The organism is Motiliproteus sp. MSK22-1, assembly GCF_001968815.1.
GTDB lineage: Bacteria > Pseudomonadota > Gammaproteobacteria > Pseudomonadales > Balneatricaceae > Motiliproteus.
Genome location: NZ_MIEQ01000022.1, coordinates 227061 through 246787 on the forward strand (window position 1 = coordinate 227061; position 19727 = coordinate 246787).

15 protein-coding genes are annotated in these 19727 nt (G+C 46.7%); 10 read left to right on the forward strand and 5 right to left on the reverse strand.

Annotated features, from left to right (window positions below):
* The first annotated feature begins 320 nt into the window (after positions 1-320).
* The 4 genes from BGP75_RS04250 to BGP75_RS04265 all read left to right on the forward strand — a co-directional run bounded on the left by BGP75_RS04250 (position 321) and on the right by BGP75_RS04265 (position 5726).
* The gene (locus tag BGP75_RS04250; protein ID WP_076715520.1) at positions 321-2510 is read left to right on the forward strand and encodes a molybdopterin oxidoreductase family protein; all 2190 of its coding nucleotides are present in this window, start codon (positions 321-323) and stop codon (positions 2508-2510) included.
* A 68-nt stretch (positions 2511-2578) separates the two neighbouring features.
* A complete protein-coding gene (locus BGP75_RS04255; protein WP_083704612.1) occupies positions 2579-4567 on the forward strand; it encodes a DmsC/YnfH family molybdoenzyme membrane anchor subunit in 1989 nt (662 codons plus the stop codon).
* A 133-nt stretch (positions 4568-4700) separates the two neighbouring features.
* Positions 4701-5105, forward strand: a complete 405-nt coding sequence (locus BGP75_RS04260) for a hypothetical protein (protein WP_076715523.1) — start codon at positions 4701-4703, stop codon at positions 5103-5105.
* Between the two features lie 213 nt (positions 5106-5318).
* Positions 5319-5726: an MmcQ/YjbR family DNA-binding protein gene (locus BGP75_RS04265; RefSeq protein WP_076715526.1), complete on the forward strand. Its 408-nt coding sequence runs from the start codon at positions 5319-5321 to the stop codon at positions 5724-5726.
* Positions 5727-5930: 204 nt separating this feature from the next.
* On the opposite strand, the gene BGP75_RS04270 is transcribed toward BGP75_RS04265, so the two are convergent.
* Positions 5931-8219: a PQQ-dependent sugar dehydrogenase gene (locus tag BGP75_RS04270; RefSeq protein WP_076715529.1), complete on the reverse strand. Its 2289-nt coding sequence runs from the start codon at positions 8217-8219 to the stop codon at positions 5931-5933.
* Between the two features lie 232 nt (positions 8220-8451).
* Here BGP75_RS04270 and BGP75_RS04275 point away from each other — a divergent pair, with 232 nt between their 5' ends.
* The 3 genes from BGP75_RS04275 (at position 8452) to BGP75_RS04285 (ending at position 10129) form a co-directional block, all read left to right on the forward strand.
* Positions 8452-9093, forward strand: coding sequence for a class I SAM-dependent methyltransferase (locus tag BGP75_RS04275; protein WP_158070061.1), 642 nt, complete (start codon positions 8452-8454; stop codon positions 9091-9093).
* 52 nt (positions 9094-9145) lie between these two features.
* Positions 9146-9505 carry a VOC family protein gene (locus tag BGP75_RS04280; protein WP_076715532.1) on the forward strand — a complete coding sequence of 120 codons (360 nt, stop codon included), beginning with the start codon at positions 9146-9148 and terminating at the stop codon, positions 9503-9505.
* Positions 9506-9613: 108 nt separating this feature from the next.
* A complete protein-coding gene (locus BGP75_RS04285) occupies positions 9614-10129 on the forward strand; it encodes a ClbS/DfsB family four-helix bundle protein (protein WP_076715535.1) in 516 nt (171 codons plus the stop codon).
* A gap of 95 nt (positions 10130-10224) precedes the next feature.
* On the opposite strand, the gene nirD is transcribed toward BGP75_RS04285, so the two are convergent.
* The 4 genes from nirD to BGP75_RS04305 all read right to left on the reverse strand — a co-directional run bounded on the left by nirD (position 10225) and on the right by BGP75_RS04305 (position 16898).
* The gene (gene nirD, locus BGP75_RS04290; RefSeq protein WP_076715538.1) at positions 10225-10548 is read right to left on the reverse strand and encodes a nitrite reductase small subunit NirD; all 324 of its coding nucleotides are present in this window, start codon (positions 10546-10548) and stop codon (positions 10225-10227) included.
* 141 nt (positions 10549-10689) lie between these two features.
* Entirely contained in the window at positions 10690-13239 is a 2550-nt protein-coding gene (gene nirB / locus BGP75_RS04295; protein WP_076715541.1) for a nitrite reductase large subunit NirB, read from the reverse strand.
* 298 nt (positions 13240-13537) lie between these two features.
* Entirely contained in the window at positions 13538-15322 is a 1785-nt protein-coding gene (locus tag BGP75_RS04300; RefSeq protein WP_076715544.1) for a bifunctional protein-serine/threonine kinase/phosphatase, read from the reverse strand.
* 103 nt (positions 15323-15425) lie between these two features.
* On the reverse strand, positions 15426-16898 hold the full coding sequence (locus BGP75_RS04305) for a NarK family nitrate/nitrite MFS transporter (RefSeq protein ID WP_076715547.1): 1473 nt from the start codon (positions 16896-16898) through the stop codon (positions 15426-15428).
* Positions 16899-17298: 400 nt separating this feature from the next.
* Between BGP75_RS04305 and BGP75_RS04310 the strand changes: the two genes are divergently transcribed.
* The 3 genes from BGP75_RS04310 (at position 17299) to BGP75_RS04325 (ending at position 19656) form a co-directional block, all read left to right on the forward strand.
* Positions 17299-18069: a DUF1223 domain-containing protein gene (locus BGP75_RS04310; RefSeq protein ID WP_076715550.1), complete on the forward strand. Its 771-nt coding sequence runs from the start codon at positions 17299-17301 to the stop codon at positions 18067-18069.
* A 669-nt stretch (positions 18070-18738) separates the two neighbouring features.
* Positions 18739-19212: a DUF2489 domain-containing protein gene (locus tag BGP75_RS04320; protein ID WP_076715556.1), complete on the forward strand. Its 474-nt coding sequence runs from the start codon at positions 18739-18741 to the stop codon at positions 19210-19212.
* 81 nt (positions 19213-19293) lie between these two features.
* Positions 19294-19656: a hypothetical protein gene (locus BGP75_RS04325; RefSeq protein WP_143820973.1), complete on the forward strand. Its 363-nt coding sequence runs from the start codon at positions 19294-19296 to the stop codon at positions 19654-19656.
* The last annotated feature ends 71 nt before the right edge of the window (positions 19657-19727 follow it).

The window sequence follows — 19727 nt, forward strand, 5'->3', positions numbered from 1 at the left end:
TGTATTATCGAGGGTGTTAAAAAAGCTGACACTTGTGGGTGTCATTGACTGCCTTTAATTTTTTATCCAGACTGCAGTAATGTTTACAGGAAGCTAACAAGCGCTCTCAAATAGGGCGCTTTTGTTCGTAAATAGTGCGAAAAGTCAATTAGACTATTCTAATAATAAGATTATTTCCTTTCCTTTTTCTCTTTTGTTTATCTTTTAACTCGTTGAATAAAAACAGATAATATTTTTATTGGTGCTCTATTAGTCGATCTGGTGTGATTTTTGCTAAATCAGGGTAATTAACGATTTAGCTTTATCCAGCAGGTAGATGTATGTTGTTTGGTCGCAAAAAAAGGAAACCGATCTCAATTCCCCAAAAGCAGGTGACAGAGTGGAAATACTCGACCTGCAATTACTGCTCAACCGGTTGTTCCATCGAATTAGGGCTGAATGATAAAGGAAAGGTTATTACCAGTCGTGGGCATGCCGGCGCTGATGTTAACCGAGGAAAGCTGTGTATCAAGGGGCTGCTGGAGCATGAGCTGTTTAACTCTTCCGGTCGGGGTACTCAGCCACTGATGCGTGAACGCTTTCATGAAGCCTTTGTTCCGGCCAGTTGGGACAAAGCCCTGGATCATACAGCCGATAAAATCAAAGAAATTCAGAACCAATATGGCCGCGACTCCTTTGCTGTGGTTTCTACCGGCCAGTTGCTGACAGAAGAGTTTTATACTCTTGGTAAGTTGGTTCGAGGTTGCATCGGCACCAATAACTACGATGGCAATACGACCCTCTGTATGGCTTCTGCAGTCTCAGGCTATAAGCGCTCTTTCGGTTCTGATGGCCCTCCGGGTTGTTATGATGATTTTGAACACACAGACTGCCTGATGGCATTCGGATCCAATCTTCCAGAGCAGCATCCCATCATTTATTGGCGTTTGAAAGAAGCCCGTGAGAAGCGCAGTTTTCCGCTGATTGTAGTGGACCCCAGAGTGACGATGCTGGCCCAGTTTGCGGATATTCATTTACCCATCACCCCTGGCACTGATTGCGTGCTGATCAATGCAATGATGCACGTGATTTTCAAGGAAGGACTGGAAGATCGCACCTATCTGGAAGCGCATACCCATGGTCTGGCGGAGCTGGAAGAGCTTATCAACGATTATGATCCCATAACGGCACAGCATATTTGTGGAATCGACGAAGACACTATTCGTCATGTCGCTCGTCTTTATGCCAATGCTGGTGCTGCGATGAGTATCTGGACGATGGGTATCAATCAGAGTACTCATGGCTCCGATGGTGTTTCCAATATCAATAATCTTAATCTGGTCACCGGTAATATCGGTAAGCCCGGAGGGACTAGTCTGTCGATTACCGGGCAATGTAATGCGATGGGGACGCGCGAATGGTCATCATGTTCCGGTCTGCCTGGATATCGCCTGTTAGAAAATCCACAACACCGACAGGAAGTTGCCGATTATTGGGGGATTGATCAGGCATTTTTTCCCGAAAAGCGAGGTCTGGCTGAAACGGATATCTTCCCGGCTATCGAAACCGGCCAGATCAAAGGATTGTGGCTGGTTGCAACCAACCCCATGACTTCAATGCCAAATACTTCTCGTATTCGTAAAACCCTGGAAAAGCTTGAATTTCTGGTGGTACAGGATAGCTATCAGGATGTGGAGACAAATCAGTATGCCCATGTCTATTTCCCCGCTTCGGTATGGGCTGAAAAAGAGGGCTGTCATACCAATACGGAACGTAGGGTAAATCTGACTCGTAATGCATTACCTCCGTATGCTGAATCAAAATCGGATTTCTGGATCTTTAATCAGCTGGCAAAGCGGTTTGAAAACGGCCATGTTATCAGTTTTCCTGAAACCGCCGAAGAAGCCTTTAATGAGATGCGAGAGCTGTCCAAAGGTGATGGTCGTATTCTTGATATTTCCGGTATGACTTACGACAAGCTTGAAGAAGCCAAGGGTATTCAGTGGCCTTTTCGGGAAGGTCAAATGGGCCTGAAGGGACATTCACGCCTCTATACTGATGGACAATTTCAGACGCCTGACGGTAAAGCCAATCTTATCTGTGTGGACTTTGTCGATAATAACGAACGTCCTGATGAGCACTATCCGTTCTGGATGAACAGCGGCAGGGTGGTGGAGCATTTTCATACCCGAACCCGCACTGGAAAAATTGGTAACTGTAATAAGTTCAGCCCGACTCCGTATATGGAAATGAATCCAGATGCTGCCGAGGCTTTGGGTATCGAGCACCAAAGCTACATTAGGCTGGCTTCCCGCCGGGGTGATGCCGTTGTGATGGTGCAGTTAACGCAACGAGTCCCTCGGGATATGGTGTTTATTCCCTTTCATTTTCACGACTGTGTCAATCGATTAACGCTCGGATTACTGGACCCTTATTCCCGTCAGCCCGCATTTAAACAGTGTGCGGTTCGGGTTGAGCCTGTCGATCAGTTGGAAGCTGCCCGCCTGAATGCTGAGCGCCGTGCATTCTGATTATTTGAACGCTATTGCTGAAGCCAATCAAAGCCTGCTAGCCAGATTGTTAGAAAGAGGGTGTTGTCATGAGCACACTAGATACAAAAATTCACAATAAGTACGAAGGTATTCCTGGCGACGATCTTGGGACTGCTTATAAGGGTGTAGCCCTAGAGAAATCGGGCGCCAAAGGGAGTGTTGGTCTCTGGGAGGTGCGTACTGAAGAGCGCCCCTATGCTTTTCTGCGCGATGTGGAAGCGAAAGAAACCAATACCTATGGACAGAAGATTGATCTACTGGACCTGACCGATCATCAGCTACCGGAAGGTCGCTCGATGTATATCAACGAAAATCCGGCAGTGGGTGAAAATCCCAACCGGAACAAGCAGCACGGCTTTTTCTTTACCGCTGATAACTGTATCGGCTGCCATGCCTGCGAAGCGGCCTGTAGTGAGAAGAATGAGAATCCAGCTCATCTGGCGTTCCGCTCCGTGGGGTACGTTGAAGGGGGAAGTTATCCTGACTACAAGCGCATGAATATTTCCATGGCCTGCAATCATTGTGACGATCCGGTATGCCTGAAAGGCTGCCCGACCCGAGCCTATACCAAGCATGTGGAGTACGGTGCAGTATTACAGGATCCGGAAACCTGCTTCGGGTGTGGCTATTGTACCTGGGTGTGTCCGTACAATGCCCCTCAGTTAGATCCAATCAAAGGGCAGGTTTCCAAGTGCAATATGTGTGTTGACCGGCTTGAAGAGGGGCTTAAACCCGCCTGCGTATCTGCCTGTGTCGGTAACGCGCTGGATTTTGGTGTGATTGAAGATATTCCTGAAAATCGTGAGCAAGCCAAATGCTCCATTCCTGGATTCCCAAGTCCTGAAATCACTCACCCCAACATTCGTTTTCAGCAAACCCGTTCTATGCCGGAAGAGATGACTCGTACCGACTCCATGCCAGTAAAATATCATCGGGATGAAGAGGGTAATTACCAGCCTGTTGTTGATCGAAATAAGAAGCTTGATCAGAAAAAAGGTAAGGCTAAGCACTGGAATCTTACTCGTCTCAGTTCGCGGGAGAATCCATTGGTCCTGTTTACCTTGTCTGCTCAGACGGCAATAGGTGCTTATGGCTTAGCCTTCCTGGGAGCAGAAATGGGCATTGACAGCCTGCTTAGGTTTCAGGCCAGTGTTATGTACGTTCCTTTGATGATGCTGTGCTTTGGTCTCGTCGGGTTTGGTTTGTTTATGTCCACGATGCACCTTGGCAAGCCTCATCGCTTTTATCGGGGCTTTAACAACTTACGACATTCTCCTGTCTGTCGGGAAGGTTTGGGAATCGCTGTATTTATGGGGGCTTTGGGCTTGCACATTGTTTTTTCGTTACCGGATAACCGTCTGTTTACAACAGTATTCGGAGCGGGGCTGGGAAGCTTTGGTGCTACTGCTGCGTTCTTTGGTTATCTGGCGATTCCAGCCGGCCTGATAGGTCTTTATTACATGAATCGCTGTTACCGTATTAAAGCGCGTCCGTTTTGGAATCATTGGCAGGTGGCTGCTTCGTTCTTCGGTAATATGTTGTCTTTGGGGGCTTTTATTGGCGGTCTGGTTATCGCAATTACCCTGGCACTCAGTGGAGAAGAGTACCTGTCGGTAGTCGTTGTGGCAGGATCAATATTGGTATCAGGAATGGCTGTCGAAGCAATTGGTCTGTTTTTTCATAACCGGGCAATGAATCGGGAGAGTCATGAAGGAGCGGCATCACACTATATTCAGTGTACCACCTTCGGTAAGACTTATTACTTGCGCAATTGTCTGCTTGGCCTGAACCTGATTGTTGCGAGTAGTTTACTCTTGACTGGTGTTGACAGTGTCCTTGTTTTGCTGGCGTGGTGTTTGATCGGGTTGACTCAACTGCTCAGCAGTACCATCGGACGTGCCCTGTTTTATGTCCTTGTCATTCCGACCACGATGCCGGGAGCATTTTTCTGGAAGAACAAAGGCTTTGAGGCCCATGCCCGGGATATAGGATTGGCTGATATGCCACAAGTCGGGGTTGTTCCAGATGGTCACTAGATGATTGTTTATGGGGATACTCAGGGAGCGGTGTCAGGCTGGCGGCGCGCTCTGGGCAGAGGTCATTGTTTGCCCCTCTGTTTTGAAAGAAGGCACTATTCTTTTTGGTCAATAAATCCAATGCAGCGCTGTTATGACTTTAAATGATCTGATCAACAAAACCTGTCTAATCGGTCTGACCTACTTCGATAGCAGCGGACGGGTGCTCAAACAATCACAGCTTTGTGGCACTGTGCTGAGCGCGGATGCAGAGGTTGGGATATCCGTTCGGCTTAAAACTCCAAACTCATCCAGAGTGGCTGAAAGTGGGCTTGCTGACGAACCTCCTGTATTTATCATTCCAGCAGATTTATCGCCTTGGTTTAATGCACCGGCTGGCACTTATCGAGGGTCTGATAACGAGATCAGTAGTATTAATCCCGATTTTTTGGTGACCTGGGATATTCATCAGACCAGGGAATCCGCAGATGAAGGTCAGCATCAATGGTGGCAGTGGATCCCTCGGACATCAGCTCCTCAGGTTAGGGAACACGAATAAGTCCCTTATGTTCTCAGCGAGTCCTGGAATGGCTCGGTGCGCCAAAGGCAGCGCAGTGGAATGACCGGGCCTTTCCAAGCTGTCTGACAAAACATATGGACATTCCAGGGATCTGACGGCAACGATTTATTCTAGCTATTGATTGGGGTATTGTTTATTGCCCTGACGTATAATTAAGAGCCCTGATATATAGTCAAGTGTTGCGGAGATGCCATGGATTATAACGGCGCAAAAACCTACCTGCTAAGCAAGCCAGAAGCCTTTGAAGACTTTCCTTTCGGGCCCGATGTGGCTGTTTATAAAGTAAAAAGTAAGATGTTCGCTACGCTTGGGGTGGAGAAGGGCATTGCCCAAATGAACCTTAAGTGTGATCCGCAGGAAGCATTTGCTCTCAGAGATATGTTTCAAGCGGTCATCCCTGGCTATCACATGAATAAAAAGCATTGGAATACGGTTATTTTAGATAGCTCTATTCCTCCGAATGAAATACTCAGAATGATTGATTGCTCTTACTGCTTGGTCGTAAAAGGACTGAAAAAAGTGGAAAGGCAACACTTGGAGCTTCAGTATGGTGTTGATGAGCTGTATAAACAGACGGCATCGTTGTTACAGCCGGATTAAAATTTTATTCAGCATGAGCAAAGGGCAGAAGCAGATCTTCTATTCAACCGACTTCCGCGGGTAAGCAAGTATTTTGGGGTCAAGTTATGAAGTGATCGGTGTTATCCCTGAAGCTGATAACTATAAGAATTTAGGCTTCGTCGATTTTTTATAGTGTATAAAAAAACTCGAACACAGAATATAACCATTCAAAAGTCAGGTTCCTTAGTTACCAAGCAATCTTTTTTTGGCCTGGGTGAATTCTTGCTCTGTTAGTAATTCCTGTTGTTTGAGTTCTACCAACTTTTCAAGCTCGGATACGATGGATGCTGATTCCTTAGGGCTTGTTATGGCAGTCGACGATCGGGAATTGTTGTTTTCCGGTAGCTTGGTGGCGGATGCCGCTTCTGATTTATTAGCGGCGTTTGAAGGAGTCTTTAACGGGCCCGTATTCTGAATTGTCGAGAAGCTCTGCTCGATTGCTTCTTCGCTACTTTTAGCTGGATTGCGTTGCTCACCCATGGCTTGTTTGCTCTCTGGCTGATCCGGGCCTGGCTGTTGGTCTCTATTAACAGGTTCGGCAACAGTTCGCTCACCGGTTGCCTGGGGGTTTATTTGTTGTGAAAATAACCAGCATAAATTCAGGGATTCTTCTGCACTGTTCTGATAGGAATGTCGAGTCAGGCGACGATTCCCCTTACGGTAATAAACGCTGACATGAGTTGCTTCATTGTTTTCTCTTGTGATTATAGCGAACTCAAGATGAAGAGTTCGATCACTCCCCATTTTACCAATCGTCTCACTGTTCAGTATTTTTCTTAGCTGTTTTTCTTTTTGTTGATTGAGGCCGTTTCCTGGTTGATCATTTAGTATGAGAACTGTTTCTCCATTCAGCAGTAGCTGGCAGGCGGTGATATCAGACAGGCTTATTTCGTAGTCGCTTTCTTTCTCACCCTTTTTGAAGAGGGCCAGAGTATTTTTTTCAGCACAGAGTCTTATTTTTACATATTTGTTATTTAGCTTCTCCAGATTACGAATTTTTCTTAATTTTAGTACTATTACTGCTGCGAGTATTAATAAAGCACATATTAGAAAAAAGTATGTCCAAAAATAGCTTGTGTTATCTTCTTCCGATTCTTTTTCTTCATTAATGTCTCGGTTGTCTATAAGTGCGTTATGAGTAGGGGCCAGTGTATATAAGCGCTGGTTTTTTGTACTGAATAGATATAAATCGCCTTTCTTATCTGTAGACATCAATATACCGTTACCGGAATTCTTCTCAGCTACTTCATAAAAGTTAGACACCTCTACCGGCAGTACTTTTGTGTGTTCTTGTGGAGTCAGATAAAAAGAAGGAACTGAGAGCAACGTTTCAGAGTTTAAATCGGCAAAAATATAAGAACCCACCAGCGATCGCACCAGCTTTCCTCGATACACAGCCCCGACAGAGGAATTATCTCCGGTTTTCAGGTTATAAATGGCTAAAGGGGTTCTGGGGGAGCGACGGTTCAAATTATCAGTAGTCTCTGTCCCATAAAGCGGGCTTTCTGGTGTTTGCTGATCTGCTCCATAGTTGATACCTGGTGCCCCTTCATAAAGCTTCATCACTCCTTCAGCCAAGTCAACCACATACATTGATCTTTTTCCGGAACTGTCCCAACTGAATCCCTGAAGTTTTTCGAAGCCAAAGGCCCATACTTCTGGCGGGTATTTCCCTCCGCTGGAATAGGGATTGTTATCCGCAGGTTTATAGGAGTTCATTCCCTCCTGCAGTGGATTGATACGTAGTACCGTACCGGATAAGTCTGCTGTCCTGGCGTTCGACGGATCAGCGGGAGTGGATTCTTCTTTTGCTCCACCCAAGCCAATATAGAGGTTACCAAAATCGCTATTCCAGGGTTTTAGATTGGGATCGTAGCCCATCGATACGATGATTTGTTGAGCACTGTACCTGGCAATTCTAAGCACTTCTCTGGCGGACCCGGTCAGAACCTGGTTATAGGGATCAACAGACCATTCATATATCACATCAAAGTGATGAGCGGCGAGACTATCGCCAAGAATACTATCATCAGCAATTGCCTCATCAGTATTCGCTTGTTCGGCGTGGGCTGTATAAAATTTTCGAAAACCCAGTTGTCCTGTTTTTGTGAAATTGGGGTGAAAGCTCAACCCGTATAACCCCAGACCATTGCCGTAAATAAACTGATCTGGAAATAAAGTGGACATGTCTAAAAATAGATTGCTTTGCCCCGATTTACTTAGAACGAATATACGGCCGTCTTTACTTGGAAAATAAAACTTTGAGGGCTTATCCTTGGCAGGGACTAAAGATGTAATCTCACTTTTTTTCGTTTGGTTGTCGATAACTAATTGTGCCGCTTCCACCAGCTCAATATTGTTCAGATTATTTTGAATATTCTGAGCCTGTGCCGATATCGAAAAGAAGTTCAGTACCGTAGATAAAAACAATACTTTCAGGGGAATCCTTGTTAACCAATCTGAATACGTCATTTGATGCCAAATTTCACCGAGTTTCCATACTGTCGTTGATAAAGCATTATCCGTCTTTCTTAATAATATTCAATCAGTAAAATGGATCTTAGCGGTCTACTTCAGCCGGTCTTTGTCTTGCTCTGTCAATTGACGTTCAGTGGTTCCCTAACCTAAGCTCCTGGGAGCTGGGTTTGAAGGTCAAAAACAGTGGTTGCCTGTCGAACATTTTATTCGCACATAGGAGGTGTTAGTGAAGTCATTGACTGACAATGCATCAAGGAAAGGGGGCGTTAAGCAAGACCCCGCAGAGAGATATTATGAAGCGGTAGCCAAGCTTGGTGTCAACGAGCATCTGCGATTAGCGCTTGGGTTGTTAGATGATAGTCTCGAAAAAGTTGCTGTTGATTGTGGTTGTGGGACAGGCAGAGATACTTTGTATCTGCTGGGAGAAGGTTTTGTCGTACATGCCTTTGATCGAAACTCTAAGGCTTTGGAGCAGTTAAGGCATTCAACAGCATCAGCTGGACAAACGTCTTTGATAAGCAGTCAGCAGAGCTTTGAGCAGTTTGAGTTCCCCCGGGCAGGACTGATTAATGCCAGTGCCTGCCTGTATTTTTGTTCTCCTTCGGCTTTTGATCAGTTTTGGTCTCGTCTGGTTAAGAGTTTGTTACCAGGTGGCATCTTTTCAGGGCATTTGATGGGCGCCAATGACTCCTGGATCAACAGTAAGCGCCCACCGTTAACCTGGCATCGAGAGTCCGACTTAGCTCAAATGTTTACAGGCTTTGATATTCTTCACTGGGATGAGTATGACGGGGAAGGCGAAACAGCGATAGGGCAAAAGAAACATTGGCATACTTACCGAATTGTTGCTCGTAAGAAGCTGGATTAAGATGGCCAGAAGTCGATCATTAATAAAAGCTGAAAATTAAAGGGAAAAGGAAATGAATCAGCATGAGAAAATTAATTATGTGGAATTTCCAGCTACGGACATAGGAGCGACAAAGGCATTTTTTGCTGATGCCTTTGGGTGGGTTTTTGTTGACTACGGGCCTGAATACACAGCGTTTTCAAATGAAGGTCTTGATGGTGGTTTTTTCCAATCGGAGTTATCTGCATCTACGGATAATGGCAGTGCCCTCATCGTTTTTTACAGTGACAAGCTTGAGCAGACTCAGGCAAAAGTAGAGTCGGCCGGGGGGACTATTGTTAAGCCTGTCTATTCTTTCCCGGGAGGTCGTCGTTTTCATTTTAAAGACCCCAGTGGAAACGAATTTGCAGTATGGTCCGATGTCGGCTTGTAATCTTTAGAGTCGTTCTTTTATGTGTCCTGGATTCCTGAACGGATTGTTCCATCACAGGTTTCTTGAGCCCTAACGCTAATCAACAATACTTTTTTGTGGGACAACCCTATGCCTTTACCAACGACTCGGGATGAGTTACTCGCTAACCTAAAAAAGGCTTATGAAAAACTTGATGCTGAGTTTGATGAGGTTGATTCCGGATTGGAAAGGGATAAAGGCATTGAAGGAGGCCTCGCTTGCTGTGACATTGTTGCTTATCAGCTTGGCTGGGGCAAATTGCTTATGAGCTGGGATAACAGCGAATTGGCCGGCCAAGCTGTTCATATGCCATCTGCGGATTTTAAATGGAATCAGCTGGGAGAGTTGGCGGATAGCTTTTATCAACAGTATTCACAGCAGTCGCTGAAACAATTACGAACTGAGTTTCAATATTTGTACTTACAACTGGTCGAGTGGATTTGTGCTTTAACAGAAGAAGAATTATTTGTGCCGAAGCAGCGTTGTTGGACGGGGGAAAAATGGGCAATGGTTAAATGGATTCAGGTCAATACAATCGCGCCCTACCAATCAGCAAGGACTAAGGTCCGCCGCTGGAAGAAAGAGGTTGTCGCTCGAGAGGGATAGCTTGCCACCGATGGGGTTATGGCTGTCTTACAGTATGGGCTGAGTTCATTGCAGCTCAGCCCACACCGTCTAGGCTTGTGGCCTATTTCCAGAAGTTAAGCCGCTACCTCAACCATACCTCCATGTTGGCGAACATTATAGGTGGGGACTTTCAGTGTTTGATCTTCCTGACACACACCACTATCCAGGTCGTAGTGGTGTTTATACAGGGGGGAGGTGACGTTAACACTGCCACCGAGCTGGGCAATCAATCCCCGTGACAGGACGTTGGCCTTGCCGGCAGGGTCGTAGTTGCCAATGGCGTAGAGCCGCTCTTCTTTATCAATACGGAAAATGGCTACTTGTTTACCTTCTACCAGTGCGCAAACACCGGTGTTTGGAGCGATATCTTCCAGAGCGCAAACAGGAGTCCAATTCATTGTCTAATCCTCAAAACGATGTTCTTGTTAGCGACTCAGTTTCCACGGGGTTACGTGGTTAACGAGTCGACTTCAATCTACTGATCAACAGTTTTGTTAGCACCAAGCGCTAACGGCCCAGGTACAGATCCATTCGTTTTCTTAGCTGGCCTTGGCGATTAATTGAGACTTTTCTTCAACGGTAGCCGGGCGAATCTGGTCACGCTCTTTGACAAACTGAATGTCGCTATCCACTTCCCTGGTGTTGATAAAGTGTTGGAAACGTTTTAGTTTTTTCTTGTCTTTCAGAGTCGCTGCCCACTCACATTCATAGGCTTCCAGTACTTTGGTCATCTCGGCTTCCAACTCATCGCCAATTTCCAGGCTGTCTTTGACCAGAACCTGTTTCAGATAATCAAGTCCGCCTTCCATATTATCGAGCCAGACTGAGGTGCGCTGCAGGCGATCAGCGGTGCGTACGTAATACATCAGGAAGCGGTCGATCAGACGAATCAAAGATTTTTTGTCCAGCTCTGTGGCGATTAAATCGGCATGGCGAGGCTTCATACCACCGTTACCACAAACGTAGAGGTTCCAGCCTTTTTCGGTAGCAATGACCCCAACGTCTTTGCTCTGAGCTTCAGCACATTCGCGGGTACAGCCGGATACAGCGAATTTTAGTTTGTGAGGCGAGCGTAGACCCTTGTAGCGATTTTCCAGTTCAATAGCTAAGCCCGCACTGTCATCTACACCGTAGCGACACCAGGTGCTGCCGACGCAGGATTTTACTGTACGGACAGATTTACCGTAGGCATGACCTGTTTCAAAGCCTGCATCCACCAGGCGTTCCCAGATAGGAGGCAATTCGTGTAGTTGTGCGCCAAAAAGGTCTACTCGTTGCCCACCGGTTATTTTGGTGTAGAGGTTAAACTCTTTGGCCACTTCTCCTAAGGTAATCAATTTGTCGGGGGTGATTTCACCCCCGGGAATACGAGGAACCACGGAGTAGGTTCCGTCTTTTTGCATATTCGCCAGGAAGATGTCGTTGGTATCCTGAAGTCCGATATGCTCATCTTTCAGAACATAGTCATTCCAGTGGCTTGCAAGCATGGAGCCCACCGCTGGCTTACAGATTTCACAGCCGTAACCGGTGCCATGCCTTTCTAGCAATTCATTAAAAGTTCTGATCTTTTCAACGCGAATCAAATCAAAAAGTTCGTGACGGGTATAGGGAAAGTGTTCACAGAGGTCTGTGTTTACTTCCATACCTAATTTACTGAGTTCAGAGTTTAAGACCTGTCCTACAAGAGCACTACAACCGCCACAACCGCTGGCTGCTCCGGTCTCGGCCTTAAGGCTGCCCAGGTCGATAGATCCGGCAGCGACTGCATCCGCAAGTTGACCTTTACTGACGTCATAGCAAGAGCAGATTTGTGCGCTGTCTGGTAATGCATCCACACCCAGGCCGGTATCCGCTCCATCGTTGGCAGGAAGGATTAAATTTTCTGGATTGGATGGTAAGTCGATGCCATTCAAGGCAAGCTGTAGCAACTGTCCATATTCACTGGCATCACCGACAAGCACGGCGCCGATCAGCTTTTTGTGATCTTCGCTGACAACGATTTTCTTATAGATTTGGTTTGGTTCATCGGAATAGGTGTAACACTGACTGCCTTGCATTGTGCCCTGAGCGTCACCGATACTCGCCACATCAATACCCATCAGCTTCAATTTGGTACTCATGTCAGCACCGGTAAATGAAAACAGCTCTCCGGTATTAGCATGCTGTTCAATCAGATGACCGCTGGCAACTTTGGCCATTTGGTAGCCGGGGGCTACAAGACCAAAAATGCGGTTGTTCCACAGGGCGCATTCACCAATGGCATAGATGTCAGGGTCAGAAGTCTGACACTGATTGTTAATAACAATACCGCCGCGTTCACCGATTTCCAGTCCGGATTGTCGCGCTAACTCATCCTGAGGGCGAATACCGGCTGAGAAGATAATTATATCGGTTTCCAGGTGCTCACCGTCGGCGAACTCCATGCGATGCAAGTGTTTCTTCCCTTTTACGATGCGATTGGTTGCGGTGGAGCAGTGTACGCCGACCCCCAGGTTTTCGATCTTCTTGCGCAAGAGTTTGCCGCCCCCTTCGTCCACCTGCACGCTCATCAGGCGAGGGGCAAATTCGACAACATGGGCTTCCAACCCCAGGTCGACCACCGCTTTGGCTGCTTCCAGTCCTAGTAAACCGCCACCTACCACGGCACCAATACGAGACGATTTCGCAGCCTTCGCTATTGCTTCCAAATCTTCGATAGTGCGATAGACAAAACAGTTTTTGCGATCGTTGCCTTCAATGGGTGGTACAAAAGGGTAGGATCCCGTTGCCAGAATCAATTTATCGTAGGCCAGTTCAGTGCCCTTATCGGTCGTCACTGATTTGTCACTGGTGTTTAGGCCGATTACTTTTTCACCCAGATAGACCTGAATGCCCTTTGATTCATAGTATTCCAAGGTCGTCATTGCCAGGTCGGCAGCGTCGCTATTACTGAAAAACTCCGTTAAATGGACGCGGTCATAAACAACGCGGGGCTCTTCACTAAAAGTCACTATTTCGAATTGATTGCGTTGCTCACTGGCCAAAAGAGCTTCGATGTATTTATGGCCAACCATGCCATTACCAACAATGACAATTTTTTGCTTACTCATTAAGAACTCCTGGATAAAGTCATAATTCTTTTGGCAGTGGTATTGCCTGATGATTTAAGTAATGCAGAGTCCGTGCCAGGAGTGATAATTTTATGGTAACTGTTTGAAATTAAAGTATGTATTCGTGCTTTTATGATCGTTTTTAGTGCGTTTTATAACTTTTCTACAAATTTATAGAGTGTTGTCATGGGGCAAAATATTGGACTGTGTTAATTGATGGTGCACTTATAAGGCTCCTATTGGTGCGTTGCATCATCAGTGGCGCAGTGTCTCGTACTTATCTTCTTAACAGCTTATTCTAAAGCAGGAAGATAAGCTGTACTAATTGCGCGGCTAATAGGACCCCACAGAGACCTTTCCAAAATAGCAGAGGGTTTCTTTCGATAAGAGGTTTATTGCGCTCACTAATCTGAAAGGCTCTATTCGGATTATTAAGATCGAACAGAAATTCGGATAGCACTGGGTATCGGCGCTCAGGATCTGCAGCACAGGCTTTTCGCAGCGTACCTTCAATCCATTCGGGCAGGTCCGGGCGTTGCAAGCGAGCTGGGATATAGCTTAGCTCTCCATATCCCTTGATCTGATACTCGTTGGTACTTCTGGGTTTGTAAGGAAGGCTTCCTGTTAACAGTTCGTAACAGATTACCGCCAGTGAATAGAGATCTGAGCGAGGCGTGCCTTTTTCTCCCAGCAGATACTCTGGAGCGACATAGTTCACCGAGCCTTGAGGCGTATTGTTATTGCCCTGACGCGCGCAGCCATTGTCTTGTCGTGGGTTGTTGAGCGGGCTACTGATTTCATCGATTCCTGCTATCCGCACAGTACCAAAATCGAGGATTTTGATGCGACCATTGTGAGCGATCAGGATATTCTCTGGTTTCAGATCTTGATGCACCATATCCATACGGCCAAATGCACGCACAGCGACAGCGATCTGTTTTATCAGCTCACGAACTTTATCCAGACTGGGTTTCGGATTATCTAACATCCATTGTCGCAGAGTCTGTCCCGGGATGTATTCTGATAGGTAATACAGAAATTTCTTTCGTCTGATTGGATTAAATATCTTCATCACACTAGGGTGATTAATTCGCTTACCGACCCATTCTTCCTTAATGAATCCATCTAGATACAGTGGGTCATCGGCGTAATTCAGTGAAGGCGTTTTCAGCGCATAAAGTTGACTGGTTTCTTCGTCCTTTACCAAGTAAAGATGGCTGCGGGTACCACTAAAAATGACTTCCAGAACTTGGTATCCGTCGATAGAGTTACCAACTTTCATCACCGGGGGCACGGGCAGTTCTGTTAGTTTTCGGTGTGCCTCCTCCAGCTCCTCTGCGGGTAGCTGGTCGATCCTGGCCAGAACACAGCTGATATTGTCGTCACTGCCAGCTTCCAATGCATCGTTGACCAACTGTTTGGCTTCGGCTTCCAGATTCTTATTGTTAGACTTGTCTAGGGTAGAACGCTCTATCCCAGACAGGCGATGCTTTAGGTGTTTGTTACTGAGGAATTCGTGTAGTCCGTCGGTACTGAACAGAAAAATATCACCTTGCTCAACAGTCTCCTTGCGATAATCCACATCAAGGTGGGGATCAATACCTAATGCACGGGTCAATACCGAGCGATTATCATAGGTGCTACTGTGGTCACGGGTTAGCTGTTCCAGTGAGTTGTCTCTGTAGCGATAAATACGTGAATCACCCACGTGAAAAAGATGGGCTGTGGTGGATTTGACAATCAGGCTGGCAAAGGTGGTGACCAGAGAGTCCTTTGCTCTGTTGCCCCGATTTCCATGCTGATATAACCAGCCATTAAGCCCTGTTAGCACTTTGGCTGCTGCCGTTTTAACGGTCCAGGAGTCGGGGGTGCTGTAGTAGTCGTTAAGAAAGTGGGTGACTGCTGTTTGACTGGCGATCTGGGAGTCGCTACTGGAGCTGACTCCATCCGCCAACGCACAAGCAATGCCCTTCATCTGTTGTTGTGGGCCATCGGGTATATGGGCAGCAAAGGCATCCTGGTTCTCTTCCTTGATGCCAGCGATAGAATGGCCGCCAATACGGACTTTTAATTGCTGTGCCATAGCTGTTTCCGGCTCTTGAAGGGAGGCTGTCTTTAAGGGGATTGTCAATGAGCAGTCAGCTTCACCGAACTGACTGCCCTTGTTGCAATCAAACAAACGATGCTCAGGTCACATCGATCATCTGGACACTGCCATCTTCCATGACTTCTGCCATTTGCCCGCGAGGTTCTTCCATCATCAGTAGTGTGATGAAGCCGACAACCGCAGTGGCTGCAATGACCAGAAAGAAAGTGGAATAATCAACCATCGATAGAACGGTCAGGTAGACTACCGCACCGACATTGCCGTAGGCTCCTGTCATTCCTGCAATCTGTCCGGTTAGGCGACGTTTGATCAAGGGCACAGCGGCAAATACAGCACCTTCACCGGCTTGAACGAAGAACGAACAAGCCATCGCACCGAGAACAGCCAGGAATAGTGGCCAGGAACTATCGATCATTGACATCATCAGATAGCCTCCCGCTAAACCTGCAGTCAACACCAGCAAGGTGATTCTACGGCCAAAATTATCGCTTAACCAGCCGCCTCCTGGGCGTGATACCAGATTCATAAAGGCGTAAGCAGAAGCCAGAAGTCCTGCGTAGACCATATCCAGTTCAAACACTTCGGCAAAGAAGAGCGGAAGCATCGAAACAACTGCGAGCTCAGAACCAAAAGTTGCGAAATAGAGAATGTTTAGAACCGCCACTTGTTTGAATTTGTAACGGTGAATTTCCGGGACTTCCTTGACGAAGATTTCTTTGTTGACGCTGTAGGCTTTGTAGCAGTCATAGATATAAAGTACGAATAATCCTAGATAAAGAGCAAAGGCAATCATTTCACTAAGCATTGAAACTCCCGCAGGAGAAAGCTTCCAGGTTAACAATGCAAGGGCTGCATACATTGGTATTTTCATAATCAGTAAAAAGACAAAATCACTTTTACTGGTAACTTCCAGTCCACCAATTTTCTTAGGCTTGAAGTAGGTAGAGCCCTGAGGAGTATCTCTTACGTTACGGTACCAGATAAAACTGAATACCAAACTGATGGCACCGGTGAGTGCAACCGCGTAACGCCAGCCTTCATCGCCACCAAACACTAAGGCCAGAGCGGGAAGGGACATGGCACCCGCTGCTGAACCGAAGTTCCCCCATCCGCCGTAAATTCCTTCGGCAGTACCCAGTTCATTTGCCGGGAACCATTCGCTGACTATACGTATACCAACCACGAAACCAGCACCAACAAAACCCAGCAAGAAGCGGGACAGGGCCAGCTGTTCGAAGCTGTCAGCCATCGCGAACATAAAACAGGGAAATGCGGATACAAAAAGAATTGCCGAGTAGACGATCCGTGGGCCGTATTTATCAGTCAGCATGCCGATCAGCACCCGTGCGGGGATGGTTAATGCGACGTTTAAAATAAGCAGGGTTTTCATTTCCGCTACAGTCAAGCCGACAGTTTCGGCAATTGCACCCATTAATGGGGCGTGGTTAAACCATACAAAAAAGGTAATAAAAAAAGCCATCCAGCTCAGGTGCAGGGTTTTCATCTTCCCGCTAAAGGAAAGCAAACTGAACTTATCCGGTTGAACATTCATGGGGTAGAACCTCATATCCAAAATAGTGTAATCAGCCTGTAGCACAAGCTATGCCAGTCTGTTTGTAGTAAGTTAAAATTGATTCGAATCAATTGGATGCAGCGGTCTTTCTGGCGAGAGATTGTGCTAAAACGAGGTTTTAAAAGTATTGCTGGTGCCATGTGCTGGTGCGTAAATGGATTGAAATCTGTTGCGGTGCACCTATTTGGTATCCCTTTTCAGGATGGTCAAAATATCGATTAGAAAGATACGGACAAATACGGCTCTGTTATGATGACCGGCAGGGTGCAGTCGGTATGCAAAAAAATAATTTGATCTTACGCGCAACCTTCGAAGCAAATAGGCCTCTAACCAACAGCGTTTGATAAATAGATTTAGTATCTAAGAGAGTATGAGAACGATGGCACGAATATTAGCGGCTCTGATATCAGTATTACTGGCCACTCAAGCCTCTTGGGTGCAGGCGGAGCAATTGTTTGAGTCTAAGGGGCAACCGCCTCTCTTAGTAGAGCTCTATACGTCGGAAGGCTGCTCGAGTTGTCCTCCTGCTGACCAGAAGGCAGGCCAATTGTTAAGTCGAAAGGATCTGTGGACCGGTATTGTTCCTGTTGTATTCCATGTTGATTATTGGGATTACCTGGGTTGGAAAGATCAATTTGCTCAACCTGCTTTCAGTGCCAGACAGCGGCAATTGAAAAGAGATGGTCAGTTGCGGGCTGTTTATACACCGGGCTGGGTTGTTGATGGCAATGAGTGGCGAGGCTTTTTTCGAGGCAGAGCTATCCCGGATGCTGTCGCTAGAGACGGTGGTCAGCTAAGCGTTGAGCGCCAGGGCAGGCGACTAACTGTTGACTATCTGCCGCCAGCGGGCACTGATAAACCTTTAGTCGCTTATATGACGGTGATGGGGTTCGACTATATAACTGAGGTTAAGCGAGGAGAAAACCGTGGCCTGGATTTATCGCACCAGTTTGTGGTGTTGAATAAACAAGAAATGAAAGAAGATTCTCTGGAAAGCACTGATTCAGACAATAAAAAACAATGGAAATTTGATATGCCGGAAGTTCTGTTTTCTGGTGAGGACAAAAATCGTCGCAAGGCGATGGCACTTTGGGTCAGTGAAGCAGGAAATTCGAAACCATTGCAGGTCGTTGGCGGCTGGCTGGAATAGCGAAAGTAAAAGCCTGGTGCTGGACAGGACTGATTGAGTCGTTTATGGCTGCAGTCGAAATAGCTTTTTTGAAGTAAGGCATATAGCAGTTAGAAAGGTCTATTGCAGTTTATTCATAGACCCCAGATAAAAACAAAGGGCTTGAAGGTATCCGACCTTAAGCCCTCTTTTTCGTCCTGACTCTCTTCCCGAGATTCAACTCATTCCCTGTAATTGCCAGATCCCTCTGTCCTCCTTGGTATGGTTTACATTATTGTCTACAGCACAAATATTGGATATAGGAAAAACTCCTATTTTATATCCAGGGACGGATTGTATGCCGAAATGAGCCATGGATGGCAGTTCGGCGCCAGGGACGGGTTGTATGTCGAAATGAGCCATGGATGGCGGTTCGGCGCCGGGGACGGGTTGTATGTCGAAATGAGCCATGGATGGCGGTTCGGCGCCGGGGACGGGTTGTATGTCGAAATGAGTCAGGATGAGGGGGATGCCAGGATGCGGAGCCCACGATTTTCAGTGACGGGTTGTATACTGACAGCTGTCAGGAGAGTAATTTTAAGCCAGCTAGCAGATAGACAAACTGCTGCGATTTTGCTGTTGTCGCTGTACAATGACCTCTCTTTACCAGCGCCAGGGACCCAGAGGCACTATTTGAATCAGGAGTATTAGATGAATCAGGAGTTGCAAATAGCACTGATCCTGTTTGGCCTCTGTGTAATTGCCGGACTGCTATATATTATTCGCAGCCAGCTGAAAGCTCAGCAGCAGAGAAAGCAGGCCGAGCAAGAGAGAATAGCTGAAATTGAAGCCAAAGCTCAGCAACAGCGTGATCATCTGGTTGAAAGTGTCCGGGTCATCTCTATGGCGATGCAAGATGAGCAATGTGAGCTGGCTGAAGGCTGTATCCGCTTAAAAATGCTTTTGGATCACTTAGCTCCTTATTTGCATGAACACCAGGATTTCAGTGTTATCAATCAGATGTATGAGGGCACTAAGCACATGCCCATTCTGGATGAATGGAAGAAGCTGAAGATCAAGCAGCGATTTGAGTTCACTAAAGAGCGCGAGGCTTTAGAGCGAGAGTATCGACAGCCCATTCTGGCGGCCGCAAAGAAACTGGTCAGCTATCGCTTTGAGCAGTAGGGGTATGAGCATAAGCGTTTTCAGGCGCTACAATAATCATATACAAGTGATAGAGGTAGGGCTGTAGGCGTGGAATTACTGGTGACCATTCTCCTGACTACCCTTGTGCTCAGTGGTTTGTTTTGGGCATTAATGCGTTCTGAAAAATCCCGTTACCGACCAGATCGCCGTAAAGTGGAAGACCTCTTAAAAAAAGTTATTGATGGTGAGGCTCAGAGTCAAACCTGGGACCTGTATGTGGGTTATCCGATCCTGCATGATCCAGAACTGGACGAGATTCGGCGTCGCTGCGCATTGCTGAGTGAAGGGGATGAAGAACATCCTCCTTACCCTTCGGGTATTGGTCGCTACATCTTTAATCGTGCTGGTCGTCAACAGGTGGAGCTAATCCTCAAGGATCTTCAGCAACTGATTGCTGATGAGCCCTACAACCAGGATTTTTAGCCGTAGGGCGTCCTGAGTCCGACTGGCAAACTTCTGGTTTTTTGCATGTCAGACCCTTTAGACTGTTTGAT